Source organism: Microbacterium memoriense, assembly GCF_025398275.1.
Lineage (GTDB): Bacteria > Actinomycetota > Actinomycetes > Actinomycetales > Microbacteriaceae > Microbacterium > Microbacterium memoriense.
In genome coordinates this window covers 36,613-50,141 of record NZ_JAODOR010000014.1, presented here as the reverse complement: position 1 = coordinate 50,141, position 13,529 = coordinate 36,613, and the positions used below count along the sequence as shown (strand labels likewise).

The 13,529-nt window shown below is 70.0% G+C and carries 14 protein-coding genes; 10 read left to right on the top strand and 4 right to left on the bottom strand.

Annotated features, from left to right (window positions below; genetic code table 11):
- Positions 1-11: 11 nt before the first annotated feature.
- The 4 genes from N4R40_RS11690 to N4R40_RS11670 form a co-directional block, all read right to left on the bottom strand.
- Entirely contained in the window at positions 12-1,226 is a 1,215-nt protein-coding gene (locus tag N4R40_RS11690; RefSeq protein ID WP_261607557.1) for an acetyl-CoA C-acetyltransferase, read from the bottom strand.
- Positions 1,223-1,933, bottom strand: a complete 711-nt coding sequence (locus tag N4R40_RS13175; protein ID WP_315902499.1) for an acyl-CoA dehydrogenase family protein — start codon at positions 1,931-1,933, stop codon at positions 1,223-1,225. The genes N4R40_RS11690 and N4R40_RS13175 overlap by 4 nt, the downstream gene beginning before the upstream one ends.
- Positions 1,930-2,349: an alpha/beta fold hydrolase gene (locus tag N4R40_RS11675; RefSeq protein WP_261607556.1), complete on the bottom strand. Its 420-nt coding sequence runs from the start codon at positions 2,347-2,349 to the stop codon at positions 1,930-1,932. The genes N4R40_RS13175 and N4R40_RS11675 overlap by 4 nt, the downstream gene beginning before the upstream one ends.
- A gap of 177 nt (positions 2,350-2,526) precedes the next feature.
- Complete coding sequence (locus N4R40_RS11670) at positions 2,527-4,239, bottom strand: GMC oxidoreductase (RefSeq protein ID WP_261607555.1); 1,713 nt, start codon at positions 4,237-4,239, stop codon at positions 2,527-2,529.
- Between the two features lie 56 nt (positions 4,240-4,295).
- Here N4R40_RS11670 and N4R40_RS11665 point away from each other — a divergent pair, with 56 nt between their 5' ends.
- From N4R40_RS11665 to N4R40_RS11620, 10 genes are all read left to right on the top strand, one after another.
- The gene (locus N4R40_RS11665; protein ID WP_261607554.1) at positions 4,296-4,874 is read left to right on the top strand and encodes a TetR/AcrR family transcriptional regulator; all 579 of its coding nucleotides are present in this window, start codon (positions 4,296-4,298) and stop codon (positions 4,872-4,874) included.
- Entirely contained in the window at positions 4,874-6,295 is a 1,422-nt protein-coding gene (locus tag N4R40_RS11660; protein WP_261607553.1) for a flavin-containing monooxygenase, read from the top strand. The genes N4R40_RS11665 and N4R40_RS11660 overlap by 1 nt, the downstream gene beginning before the upstream one ends.
- 45 nt (positions 6,296-6,340) lie before the next feature.
- A complete protein-coding gene (locus N4R40_RS11655; protein WP_261607552.1) occupies positions 6,341-7,333 on the top strand; it encodes a metal ABC transporter substrate-binding protein in 993 nt (330 codons plus the stop codon).
- Positions 7,330-8,151, top strand: a complete 822-nt coding sequence (locus N4R40_RS11650) for a metal ABC transporter ATP-binding protein (RefSeq protein WP_261607551.1) — start codon at positions 7,330-7,332, stop codon at positions 8,149-8,151. Before N4R40_RS11655 ends, N4R40_RS11650 begins: the two co-directional genes overlap by 4 nt.
- Positions 8,148-9,002, top strand: a complete 855-nt coding sequence (locus N4R40_RS11645) for a metal ABC transporter permease (RefSeq protein WP_261607550.1) — start codon at positions 8,148-8,150, stop codon at positions 9,000-9,002. The genes N4R40_RS11650 and N4R40_RS11645 overlap by 4 nt, the downstream gene beginning before the upstream one ends.
- A gap of 77 nt (positions 9,003-9,079) precedes the next feature.
- Positions 9,080-9,502, top strand: a complete 423-nt coding sequence (locus N4R40_RS11640; RefSeq protein ID WP_261607549.1) for a Fur family transcriptional regulator — start codon at positions 9,080-9,082, stop codon at positions 9,500-9,502.
- Positions 9,495-10,520: a permease gene (locus N4R40_RS11635; protein WP_407665899.1), complete on the top strand. Its 1,026-nt coding sequence runs from the start codon at positions 9,495-9,497 to the stop codon at positions 10,518-10,520. The genes N4R40_RS11640 and N4R40_RS11635 overlap by 8 nt, the downstream gene beginning before the upstream one ends.
- Positions 10,513-11,274 (top strand): TIGR03943 family putative permease subunit, encoded by a 762-nt coding sequence (locus N4R40_RS11630; protein WP_261607548.1) that lies wholly within the window; start codon positions 10,513-10,515, stop codon positions 11,272-11,274. The genes N4R40_RS11635 and N4R40_RS11630 overlap by 8 nt, the downstream gene beginning before the upstream one ends.
- Positions 11,264-12,676 carry a hypothetical protein gene (locus N4R40_RS11625; RefSeq protein ID WP_261607547.1) on the top strand — a complete coding sequence of 471 codons (1,413 nt, stop codon included), beginning with the start codon at positions 11,264-11,266 and terminating at the stop codon, positions 12,674-12,676. Before N4R40_RS11630 ends, N4R40_RS11625 begins: the two co-directional genes overlap by 11 nt.
- Before the next feature lie 5 nt (positions 12,677-12,681).
- A complete protein-coding gene (locus N4R40_RS11620; RefSeq protein ID WP_261607546.1) occupies positions 12,682-13,434 on the top strand; it encodes a DNA-3-methyladenine glycosylase in 753 nt (250 codons plus the stop codon).
- Positions 13,435-13,529 lie beyond the last annotated feature (95 nt).

Sequence of the window (13,529 nt, the reverse complement as noted above, 5' to 3'; positions counted from 1 at the left end):
GGCAGACGGGTTCAGATGCGTTCGACGACGGTCGCGATGCCCATGCCGCCGCCGATGCAGAGAGTGGCGAGTCCATACCGGCCGCCCGTGCGTTCGAGCTCGTCGACGAGCGTGCCGAGGATCATCGCCCCGGTGGCGCCCAGCGGGTGCCCCATCGCGATCGCCCCGCCGTTGACGTTCGTGCGCGCGTGCGGGAAACCGCCGAGGTCGCGCATGAGCTTGAGGGCGACGGCGGCGAACGCCTCATTGATCTCGATGAGGTCGATGTCGGAGATCGTGAGCCCGGCACGATCGAGGGCGATGCGGGATGCCGGGGCGGGGCCGGTGAGCATGATCGTCGGCTCGGTGCTGGTGACTCCGACCGAGACGATGCGCGCGCGAGGCGTGAGGCCGTGCCGAAGCCCCGCCGCTTCCGAACCGACCAGCACGAGCGCGGCACCGTCGACGATCCCCGAGGAGTTGCCGGCGTGGTGGACGTGGTCGATCTCGCGGACATGGGGGTATTTCTCGAGGGCCACCGCGTCGAAGCCCGCCGCGCGACCCACCTGTGCGAACGACGGGGCGAGGGCGCCCAGCGACTCCCGCGAGGTGCCGGGGCGGATCGCCTCGTCACAATCGAGGATGACGAGACCGTTGCGGTCGCGCACGGGCACCACGGATCGGGCGAAGCGGCCCTCGTTCCAGGCACGCTCGGCGCGCGCGTGGGATTCGGCGGCGAACGTGTCGACGGCGTCGCGGTCGTAGCCTTCGATCGTGGCGATGAGGTCGGCGCTGATGCCCTGTGGCACGAAATCCGCAGCGAACGCGGTGGCGGGGTCCATCGCCCACGGTCCGCCGTCACTCCCCATCGGCACGCGGCTCATCGATTCGACGCCACCCGCGACGAACAGGTCTTCCCAGCCCGATCGCACGCGTGCCGCGGCTTGGTTGACGGCCTCGAGCCCCGAGCCGCAGAACCGGTTGAGCTGCACGCCCGGGACGATGTCGGGGAGGCCCGCCGCGAGCGCCGCGGTCTTGGCGATGTCGGCGCCTTGGTCGCCGACGGGCGTGACGCAGCCGAGGATGACATCGTCGATCCCCGCGGGGTCGAGGCCCGGGTTCCGCTCGCGCAGGGCATCGAGAAGTCCGGTCACCAGCGACACGGGCTTCACTTCGTGCAGGGCGCCGGTCGCCTTGCCTCGGCCGCGCGGGGTGCGGATCGCGTCGTAGACGAACGCCTCGGTCATCGGGTCTCCTGTCGTTCGGTCGGAAGGTCGGTGCTCTGGACGGGGGCCCAGTCGGTGAGCACATCGACGATGTCATCGGGCGCTGACCGGGGCGGGCGGATGCCGGGTGCCCGAGTCCGGGAGAACCGCGGTGCCGGCGCGGCCTGCACCACTCCGTCGGCCTTTACCAGTGTGCCCCGGGCGACGAGGTGGGGGTGGGTGGTGGCTTCGGTGAACGAGAGGACGGGGGTCACACAGGCATCCGACCCGTCGAAGACCTCGGCCCACTCATCCCGCGGGCGCGTCGCGAACGTATCGGACAGACGCACACGCAGCGCCGGCCAGGTGCGCGGGTCGTACTGCGCGGCCGCGACGGCATCGGCATCCGCCCAGCGCTCTTTCTGTTCGGGAGTCGCGAGATCGAGGAAATACGGGATCACGATGTCGTCCTGCAGCCCGATGCCGACGCCGAAGGACGTGAATCCCGTTCGCGCGATCTCCTCCGCGAACACGAACCGGTAGCGGTAGTCCGGCTCGCCGCCTCCGCCGAACTCTTCCGGCACGCCGAGGCCCAGCATCCCGTGCGCGCCGGCCTTCTCCCAGATCGCGCGATCGACGCCGTGCTCGAGCTCCCAGCGCTCGTGGTGCGGTTCGACCTCGCGACGGAGGAACTCTCGGACGCTCTCGCGATACGCCTCGTGGTCGTCGGTGTAGAAGGTGCTCTTCATGTCTGGTCCTGGTCTGCCGTGAACGGATGGGTGCCGGCGATGATGCCGGCGCACGCGTGCGGGTCGTCGGAGAAGGGAAGATGCCCGGCGCCGCCCAGGGCGATATGGCGTGCCGCCGGGTAGCGCCGCCGCGCGCGACGCGACTGCGTGAGGAACGGCAGGATGACATCGCGTCTGCCCCAGACGATGACGATCGGGACGGCCGGGTTCGGCGCGGGTGCGGAGAACGTCGAAAAGGAGTCGCGGGCGCGCTCGAAGCCGGATGCCGCCGCGAGCGCCGCGAGGTCGTCCGCCGCATCGAGTGGCGTGACGTGCGCGGGGCGCCCGAAGAACGGGCCGAGCAGCAGTGTGCGGATGCCGGGCGTGCTGACGCCGCGTTCCAACGCGGCGGGGATCGCGCGCGCGGCGTTCCGCATCTGCGTGAGGAACCACTGCGCGAAGCGGCGCTCGGGAGTGCTCCAGAATCCGATCGGCGAGCGCCAGGATGCGGGGGCGACGGGTGAGCTCGCCCACGACGGGTGCGAACGCCTGATGGCGACTGCCGAGCCCGTGCGGCAACACGAGATCCGGTCCCGCGGCGCCCACGAAGATGCTCATGCGATGCAGCCTCTCGCGGCCGCACCGGGACGGAGCGTCGGTGTCGTCAGGCGGAGCGCACCGGGCGCCGACTCGGGGACCACGGGAGTGCGCGGAGCGACCGGCTCGATGCGGCGATACGGCTCGCCGAGCCGCGGACGTGCGTCGGGCTCGCCCTTGTTCGGCCAGAGCGCGGTGGCCCGTTCGGCCTGTGCCGTGATCGTGAGCGACGGGTTCACGCCGAGATTGGCGCTGACAGCGGAACCGTCGAGGATGTGGAGGCCGTCGTAGCCGAACACGCGCTGGTAGGGGTCGATGACGCCGCTCGTGATCGACGTGCCGATCGCACAGCCGCCGATGAAATGCGCCGTCGTCGGGATGCCGATGAGGTCGGCCGATGACCCGCCGGCGAGGCCGTCGACGCGGGTGGCGAGCTCGCGGGCGACGCGGTGGGCGGCGGGGATCCACTCGGGGTTGGGCTGGCCGGTCCCCTGCCGGGTCGTCATACGCCGACCGAAGATTCCGCGCGTGAGGTAGGTCGTCAGCGAGTTGTCGAGGGACTGCATGACGAGCACGATCATCGACTGCTCGGCCCATCGCCGGACCGCGTGGAGGCGCAGAGCGGGACGCATGCCCAATCGGGCATACGTGCGGAGCGTCGCACGCAAGCGCGGCATCCCCTCAACCGGGTCGACGAGGTGCGCGTTGAGGAGAGCGAGCAGACTCGACCCCCGGCCATACCTGACCGCCTCGACGTGCGTGTGCGGATCGGGATGGAATGACGACGTGATCGCCGTGCCGGGAGTGAGGTCGGCGTGCGGATCGCTCGTGCGCGCGGACAGCACGGCTTCGGAGTTCGTGCGACTGAGTTCGCCGAGTCGCGGTGACAGGCGGGGGAGCGAGCGCCGGCGGAGCGTGTGGAGGAGGCGTTGGGTGCCCAGGGCATTCGCCGCGAAGACGACGTGATCCGCCGTGAACGTGCGCCGGCGGAGCGGATTGCCCGTGACGTGTCCGGTCACGCGGTAGCGGTCGCCGCGCTGCGGACGGACATCGGTGACGGTCGTCAGCGCGTGGATGCGGGCACCGGCGCGTTGGGCGAGCGGCAGATAGTTCTTCACGAGAGTGTTCTTCGCGTTGTACCGGCAGCCGGTCATGCAGGCGCCGCACTCGATGCACCCGCGCCGCTCCGGTCCGACTCCTCCGAAGAAGGGGTCGGGTGAGGGGATGCCGTGACCCTCCCCGAAGAAGACACCGATCTCGGCGGCATGGAACGTGTCGCTCACGCCCTCGTCGGCGGCGAGTTCGCGGAGCAGGTCGTCGGGCCGCGTCGTCGCGTGCGCGCGGGTGACCCCCAGCATCCGCTTCGCTTGGTCGTAGTAGGGCGCGAGCTCGCTCTGCCAATCGGTGATGTGCGCCCACTGCGGATCGCGGTAGAAGGCCTCTGGCGGCTCGTACAGCGTGTTCGCGTAGACCAGCGATCCGCCGCCGACGCCGGTGCCGCTCACGACGAGGACGTTGCGCAGCAGCGTCATCCGCATGATGCCGAAGCAGCGGGCCGCCGGCATCCACAGGTAGCGCCGCAGTCGCCACGAGGTCTCCGGGAGCTCGTCGTCGCGGAACCACCGTCCCGCTTCGATCACACCGACGCGGTAGCCCTTTTCGCTCAGGCGCAACGCCGCGACGCTCCCGCCGAAGCCGGAGCCGATCACTACAACGTCGTAGTCGCTCACGCGGCCACCGTAACCCACTATTGACACTTTGCCAATAGCCGATCACACTGACCGATGTGAGCGAGACCCCGAGGACGAGGCTGAGCCCCGACGAGCGCCGGCAGCAGATCGTCGATGCCGCCAGCGAGCTCTACCGCGAGCGGCGCTACGACGACATCTCGATGGAGGAACTCGCCGCCGCCGCGGGTGTCGCACGGGGACTTCTACACCACTACTTCGGGTCGAAGCGCGAGCTGTTCCTCGCTGTCATGACGCAGTCGGTGCGTCTTCCTGTCGAGGAGCTGCCCGACCTCGAGGGGCGTCCGATCGCCGAGCGGGCGCGGTTGATGATGGCGTGGATCCTCGAGGGGGCGCGGACGTACGGTCAGCGGTGGGTCAACACGGCCGGCGCCGAGGGGATGCACGACGGGGGTGACGTGCAGGTGCTCGTCGACGTCGCGGACGACCGTGCGGCGCGATTCGTGCTCGACGCACTCGGCCTGCCCGATGACGCCGCGCTCCGCGCACGCCTGCGCCCGGTCGCCGCGTTCATCAAAGCGCTCTGCCGTGAATGGCTGCAGCGCGAGACGCTCACGCGCGACGACGTCCTCGATCTCAGCACCGCAGCCGTGCTCGCCGCCGTCCGGGAGCAGTGATGCCTCGCATCGGAATCATCGGCTCGGGTTTCGGTGCGATCGCGGTCGCCGCCGAGTTCCTGCGCCACGGGTACCGCGACATCCGGCTGTGGGAGCGGGCCGATGCCCTGGGTGGGGTGTGGCGCGACAACACCTACCCGGGAGCCGCGTGCGATGTGCCGTCGCCCTTCTATTCGTTCTCCTGGGCGCCGTCGGCATCCTGGAACCGGCGCTACGCCGAGCAGCCCGACATCCTGCGGTACCTCCGCGGTGTCGCCGACCGCGAAGGTGTGACGCCGCGCACGCGGCTGGGGGTGAGCGTCGTCGCGGCGCAGTGGACCGGCGCCGCGTGGACGGTGACGCTCGACACCGGCGAAACAGACGAGGTCGACCTCTTGGTGCCGGCCGTCGGCCAGCTGTCGAATCCGGTGATCCCGGCGATCGCGGGAGCCGATTCGTTCGGCGGTCCGGCATTCCACACGGCGCGCTGGCCGGAAGATCTCGACCTGGCCTCGGCGCGAGTGGCGGTGATCGGCGCGGCGGCGACCGCCGTGCAAGTCGTGCCGAAGCTGGCGGTCACCGCCCGGCAGGTCACGCTGTTCCAGCGCACGCCGAGCTACATCTGGCCGAAACCGGATGCGGTCTATCCGCCGTGGTATCGCCGGTTCGCCGCGCGCGCCGAGCGTCCGTTTTTCCGCGCGCTCGGCGAGCTGTTCTCCCGCCAGCTCGATCCCGGCTCGCCGGCCGCGCGCATGGGCCGGGCGGTGACGCTGACCCACCTGCGTCTTCGGGTGCGCGACCGGGACCTGCGCCGAGCGCTCACGCCGGACTACCCGATCGGATGCCGGCGCATCCTGTTCTCGAACGACTTCTACCCGGCACTCTGCCGCCCGAACGTCGACGTCGTCACGGAGGGCATCGAGCGGATCGAACCGGGCGCGATCGTGACGACGGGCGGCGTGAGACATCCCGCCGACGTCCTCGTCTACGCGACCGGATTCGACACGCAGTCCTTTCTCCGGGGCATCCGCATCACCGGGCGGGATAGTGCGGATCTGCAGGAGCAGTGGGCGCTCGGCGCGAGGGCGCACCTGGGGATCTACGTGCCCGGATTCCCGAACCTGATGCTGTCGTACGGCCCGAACACGAACCTCGGCGGCAGTTCGATCATCCGGATGCTGGAGGCGCAGGCCCGGCACATGCGCCTCGCCGTCGACCGGATGGTCGGCGCCGGGGGACGCGCGATCGAGGCGACAGCGGCCGCCGAACAGCAGTGGGACGACGACGTGCAGGCGCAGTTGGCGACATCCGCCTGGACCGGCTGCGACAGCTGGTACCGGCATCCGGTTTCGGGCCGGATCACGTCCAACTGGCCCGGCGGCACCGACAGCTACGTCACGCGCACGCACGACCTGGCGCTCGCCGACTTCACCTGGACCTGAGGGCTCGAGATCTGAGAACGATTATCAGTAGCGTAGAATCATGGGATGCCTTCCACACAGCTTCCCGCCGCAGGTGCGCTCGTCCTGGCCTCCACCCTCGTCCTCGCCGGATGTGCCGGCGCCGCGCCGTCGGCATCCTCCGAGGAGGACGGCACGCTCACGGTCGTCGCCTCGACGAACGTGTACGGCGACATCGCGCAGGAGATCGGCGGCGACCTGATCGAGGTCACCTCGATCATCGACTCGATCTCGCAGGACCCGCACTCGTACGAAGCATCCGCGAAGGATCAGCTGACGGTGTCGAAGGCCGATCTTCTGATCGAGAACGGTGGCGGCTACGACGCGTTCCTCGACTCGCTCATCGAGGCCACCGGCACCGAAGCACCGGTCATCATGGCGGTGGAGTACTCCCACGACTGGCCCGAGAACGGCGGCCACAGTGACGAGGAGCACGACCACGCCGACGACGAGACGGATGCCGCGGACGACCATGCGGGGCACGATCACGTCGAGGGCTTCAACGAGCACGTCTGGTACGACCCGCACACAATCGCCCATGTCGCCGAAGAGATCGCGCATGAGCTGGCCGAGATCGACCCGGACAACGCGGCGACCTACGAGACCAACTACGAGAGCTTCGCGGCCGGCGTCGAGGGCATCGAAGCCTCCCTCGACGAGATCGCGGCGACCTACAGCGGCACTCAGATCTTCGTCACCGAGCCCGTCCCGCTCTACCTCGCCGCCGCCGCCGGGCTCGAGAACGCGACACCGGCTGCCTTCAGTGAAGCTGTCGAAGAAGGGCAGGACGTCCCGCCCGCCACACTTCTCGAGGCACTCACCATCGTCGCCTCCGGTGACGTCAGCGCCCTGATCGTCAATGCGCAGACCGGGGGCGCCGAGACCACCGAAGTGATCACGAAGGCCGAGGATGCCGGCATCCCCGTCCTCGAATTCACCGAACTCGTGCCCGAGGGTGACACGTATCTGACGTGGATGCAGGCGAACGTCGACGCGTTGGCCGGTACGCTGGCGCGGTGAGCGAGGCCGAAACCCCCCCTGTCCTGCAGGTGCGCGGCGCGGCGCTCCGGCGCGGCGACCGCGAGTTGTGGAGCGGCCTCGACCTCGATGTCGCGCCCGGCGAACTGATCGCCGTCCTCGGCCCCAGCGGGTCGGGAAAGACGACACTGCTGCGAGCGATTCTCGGGCTCGAACCGCTCAGCGAGGGCACGATCACGGCGCTCGGCGAGCCGGTGCACCACCGCGGCAACCGGCGCATCGGCTACCTTCCGCAAGCACGACCCCTCTCGCGCGACACCGCGATGCGCGGGCGGGACCTGATCGCCCTCGGCGTCGACGGACACCGGTTCGGTCTGCCGTTCGTGCGGCGCTCCGACCGGGACCGCGTCGAAGCGCTCATCGATGCCGTCGGCGCGCGGGACTTCGCCGACAAGCCGGTCGGCGTGTTGTCCGGCGGCGAGCAGCAGCGCCTGCGCGTCGGACAGGCGCTCGCCGACGATCCGCGTCTGCTGCTCTGCGATGAGCCGCTCACGAGCCTCGATCTCGCCAACCAGCAGGGCGTCGTGCGGCTGATCGACGAACACCGCAAGACCGGCGCGGGCGTCCTCCTGGTCACACACGACATCAACCCCGTCCTCGGCAAGGTCGACCGCATCCTCTACCTCGCGAACGGCCGCTTCACCCTCGGTCGCCCGCAAGAAGTGCTCACCTCACCGGTGCTCACCGACCTGTACGGCGCACCCGTATTCGTGCTGCGCGCGGGCGACCGGCTGGTCGTCGTCGGTGCGCCGGATGCCGAGGACTCCCACCACCATCACGACCACGAGGATCACTCATGAACTGGTCCGACGTGGGCGACGCGATGTTCGGCGGCCTCGCCGACTACGGCGACATCCTCGCGCTCGTGTCGAACTCGATCTGGGCGGGCGCCGTCCTCGGGCTCGTCGGCGGCCTGATCGGTGTCTTCGTGATGCAGCGCGACATGGCATTCGCGGTACACGGCATCAGCGAGCTGTCGTTCGCGGGAGCCGCCGCGGCACTGCTGATCGGCGTGGATGTCGTCACCGGATCGATCGTGGGGTCGCTGATCGCGGCGGCGCTGATCGGCTGGCTCGGCGCGCGAGCCCGTGACCGCAACTCGATCATCGGCGTGCTCATGCCGTTCGGCCTGGGCCTCGGCATCCTGTTCCTCTCGCTGTACGACGGCCGGAGCGCGAACCGGTTCAGTCTGCTCACCGGTCAGATCGTGTCGGTGCAGAACGCTCAGCTGGGCTGGCTCATCGGCATCTCGGCGTTCGTGCTCGTCGCACTGCTGCTGATCTGGCGTCCGCTGAGCTTCGATTCCCTCGACCCGCAATCCGCCGCCGCACGGGGCGTTCCGACCGTCACGGTTTCGCTCGGATTCATGCTGCTGCTCGGCCTCGTCGTCGCCGTCGCCGTGCACATCATCGGCGCGCTGCTCGTGATGGCGCTCGTCGTGACGCCGGCGGCCGCCGCGGCCCGCGTGACCTCGGGCAAACTCGCCCTGCCCTTGCTCTCGGCGGTGTTCGGCGTCGTCGCGGCGGTCGGCGGCATCCTGCTCGCGGTCATGGGGACGCTCCCCGTCAGTCCGTACATCACGACGCTGTCGTTCGCGATCTACCTGGTCTGCCGCATCGTCGGCAGCCGCCGCGGCCGCGTCACCCGCTGATTCCCCAGTAGGGGGGCGGTGGATGCCGCGCCATGCTCCCAGCCGCCTCCGAAACCGCGCGGGTACACTTGCGAACCATGGTCCAGCGCAACACTTGGCAACGCGATCGCGTGCGCACGGCGCTCGGCGACGCCGCTGGATTCGTCAGCGCCCAGGACCTTCACGCCGCGCTCCGTACCGACAACACGGGCATCGGCCTCGCGACGGTCTACCGGGCACTGGCGACCCTCGCCGCAAGCGGCGAAGCCGACCAACTGCAGAGCCCCGAGGGCGAAGCCATCTACCGCGCGTGCTCGAGCGCGGGTCACCACCATCACCTGATCTGCCGCTCGTGCGGTCGCGCGGTCGAGATCCAGGCCAGCGACGTCGAGGAATGGGCGCAGCGCACCGCAGCCCAGCACGGGTTCACGCAGGCTGAGCACGTCGTCGACATCTTCGGTGTCTGCGCGGATTGCGCCGCGAATGCTCCTGCAGCCCCCGCGCCGGACGAGCGTGGCTGACCAGATCACTACGGCGCCGCGCACGCAGCGTCTGCAACGTGATCCTCGGGTGCGCCCGGCGCTCCTCGTGGGCGCGGGGATCATCGTCGTCGCCGCGCTCATCGTGGTGGCGCTGCTGACCCCCGGACCGAGCCTCCCCACGCGCGCGCAGGACGGCCTGACCCTCTCGATCAGCGTGCTGATCGAATCGCTCCCGTTCGTCGTCCTCGGCGTGCTGCTGTCGATCGTCGTGCAGGTGTGGGTGCCGCCCGGCGTCATCGAACGGTGGATGCCGCGGAACGCCTGGGGCCGCCGGGCCGTCCTGTCGCTGCTCGGAATGCTGATCCCGGTGTGCGAGTGCGGCAACGTCCCGTTCGCCCGCGGCCTGCTGATGCGCGGGTTCAGCGTCCCCGAGACCCTCACGTTCCTCATCGCGGCGCCGATCGTGAACCCGATCGTGATCATCACGACGCATCAGGCATTCGGCTTCGACGACGGCATCCTCATCGCCCGACTCCTGGGTGGCTACGCGATCGCGAACCTGATCGGCTGGCTGTACAGCCGGCATCCGGACCCGGACGGCCTGGTCACCGACCGCTTCCGCGCGACGTGCGCGATCGTCGAAGAGGAGACGGGCGGCAAGAGGCGGCGGAGCCTCGCGCAGTTCGTCGTGGAGCTCCGCGCGGTCATGCCCGCCCTCGTGATCGGCTCGGCGCTGGCCGGTGCCGTGCAGGTGCTCGTTCCGCGGGATGCGTTGCTCGCGATCGGCTCGAACCCGGCGCTGTCGATCATCGCCATGATCGCGCTCGCGATGATCGTGTCGATCTGCTCGAATGTCGACTCGTTCTTCGCGCTGTCGTTCGCGTCGACGTTCACTCCGGGGTCGATCGTCGCCTTCCTGCTTGTCGGACCGCTCGTCGACGTCAAGATGCTGGCGCTGCTGCGCACGACCTTCCGCACGAAGGTGCTGGTCGGCCTCGTCGTGATCGTCGTCCTGTCCGCGATCGTCATCGGCGGGGTGGTGAACCTCCTTGTCTGAGTCACGGACCTCGCAGTTCGGCGCCCGCCTGCTGGGCGTCGGGTTGACCGCCGCGCTGGCGGCCGTCACGATCGCGCTCACCCTCACCGGGCAGCTCGGCCTGTACATCAACCCGGAGTCGGCATGGTTCGCGGTGACGATGGCGATCGTCGCGCTGCTCGGCACGATCGCGAGCTTCGCCCTACCGCTCGGCGCCGAGTCGGATCATGGACACGACCACGGCGACGCGCACGATCACGCGGAATCCGCGCATCGGCCCAGCGCGGCGGGCGTCATCGCGACTGTCACCGGCGGGGTCCTCGCCACCGGAACCGCGCTGGCGATCGTCCTCACCCCGCCCGCGACCCTGTCGGCCGAGCTCGCGATGTCACGGGACACCGGAACCGCGCCGCTCTTCCAAGGCTCCGACACGATCGCGCTCGCCGCGACCGGCGACACCGCAGCTTTCGGCGTCGGCGAATGGGCCAGTGTCTTTGCGACCGCGACGAACCCGGAAGCGTTCGACGGCGACGAGATCACCCTGACCGGGTTCGTCACGCCCGGCGGCGACGGCTTCGACCTCACGCGGCTGGTGATCACGCACTGCGTGATCGATGCGCAGCCGGCGAGCGTGCCGATCGCGGTCTCGGATGCACCGGACACCGGCACGTGGGTCACCGTGACCGGCACCATTCGCGACGTCGACGGGCGCCTGCAGATCGATGCGGCCTCGGTCGCCGTCGTCGATCAGCCGAAGGACCCGTATGAGTACTGACGGATCGCGGCGCGCGCGCGCGCGGCGGCGCCGGTCGCGCGCTTTCGTCACGAGCTTCGCGATCGTGATCGGCATCCTCGCTGTCCTCGGGTTGGCCGCGGCGGCCATCTCGGTCGCCCAGGGGCCGCGGGTCACCGGGGTGCAGGTCGATCCGGATGCGGCGGTCGCGGCATCCGGATCGCGCATGATCATCACGACGACGCAGTCGCTGCAGGAGATCACGCCCGAGCAGGTGACCGTGACGCCCGCCGCAGACTTCACCGTCGATACCTCGGGGCGGAGCATCGGTATCCGCTTCGCGCTGCCGCTCTGGGACGAGACCGACTATGCCGTCACCGTGACGGACGTCACCGGGATCGGCGGAGGGCCTGCGGCGACGATCGAGGAGTCGTTCACGACGCCGGGGCTCACGGTGTTCGTCCTGACGCGGAGCGCGGCCGGGGACACGATCTTCCGCACCGACCTGGTCGGTGATGCGGCGGAACCCGTCTACACGCATGAACACATCGAGGACTTCCGGGCCACCTCGAGCCACCTGGTGGTCTCGACCGTCGACGACGACGGACTGTCGCACGTGATCGTCACCGACCTCGACGGCACGGGCGAGCGGGATCTGCCGTTGCCCGGCGACGGCGTCGTGTCGAACCTGCAGAGCGCCGATCGGGGAAACCTGGTCGGGTACACCTTCACGGACGCGTCGATCAGCGCCGACAGCGGGCGCGAGAGCGAGCTGTTCACGGCATCCCTCAACGCCGCGGAGGCGAGCGAGGCGCCGACCGCGATCGAGCGGCCCGGCGGCGACTCGCGCGTGGGCGATTGGCGCTTCGTCCCGGGGACGGACAGCATCCTCATGATCACGTTCGACGGCGCGCTCACGCTCGCCTCGTCCGCGGGCGGGGAGCCGGTCGCACTCGGCAACGCGCTGACGATCGAGGGCATCGCCCGCGGATCGACCGTCGCCGTCGTCCAGCGCACCGACGCTCCGGTCGCGATCGATCTCGCGACCGCCGAAGAGACCCCGCTGTCGGCGACCGACCCTGCCCTCGGACAGCTCAATGCCATCACCCCGCTCGCCGACGGGTCGACGCTGCGCGTGCTCGCACAGCTCGACGGCTTCACGGTGTCGTCCACCTCGGTCGACGTCGTGGATGCCGAGGGCGTCGCGCGGTCGGTGTTCGCGGTCGAGCCGACGGACACGCTGATGGAGACGTGCGTCTCGCCCAGTGGGCGGTACGCGGCGTTCCTCGTCGCCCCGGATGTCGTCGACAACCCGTACGACGGGTACCTCCTGCCGTTGCCTGAGCGCGTGCAGACCCACGTCGTCGCGCTCGGGGACGGCACCGAGGTCGTCACCCTCAGTGGATTCGACATTTCGTGGTGCCAGACCCCGCCGCGAGGATGAGTCGCATGGCCGGTGGTGCGGGTGAGTCCTGGTGGGGCACGCGAGGCGTCGCCACACCGAATGCCCATACGACTGGTGGGGGTTCGCGCCTTGCCGCGGCGACCCGGGCGGACCTGACCGGGCTGCCGGTCGACGTGGCGCCCCGCCTGCTCGGCGGAGTGCTCGAAGTGGAGGCCGGCGGCGTGACGGTGGCGGTGCGGCTGACCGAGGTCGAGGCCTACCACGGTGCGGGGACCGGGTCGATTCCCGATCCCGGATCGCACGCCCGGATGGGACGCACCCTGAGGAACACCACCATGTGGGGCGAACCGGGGCATCTCTACGTCTACCTGAGTCACGGCATCCACTCGTGCGTCAATGTCGTCTGCGGTCCGGTCGGGGTCGCCGGGGGAATCCTTTTGAGGGCCGGTGAGGTCATCGACGGGGTGGATGCCGCCTTCGCCCGGCGCCCGGCCGCGCGCTCGGCCCGCGATCTCGCCCGGGGGCCCGGGCGGCTCGGCGCGGCGGTGGGGCTCCGGCATCCGCTCCACGACGGGATCGACGCCGTGGCGGGCCTGCCGCAGGAAGACGCCGTCGCGCGGCTGCGGCTACCGGTATCCCGTGCGAAGGAGATCGCTGCGGGGCCGCGCGTCGGCGTCGCGGGCGTCGCGGGCACCACCGTCTTTCCGTGGCGCTTCTGGCTGCCCGGCGACCCGACGGTGTCCCCTTTCCGGTGGGGCCGCGGCGCCGAGGCTGAGGCAATCGCCGTGCTAGACTGACTCTTTGTCTGCGCGCACTCCAGCACGCAGTTCGCGTCCGCCTGTCGGACGCAGACAAGGGATCTTGGGTGAGGCCGTCCGGCCTCACGGTATAA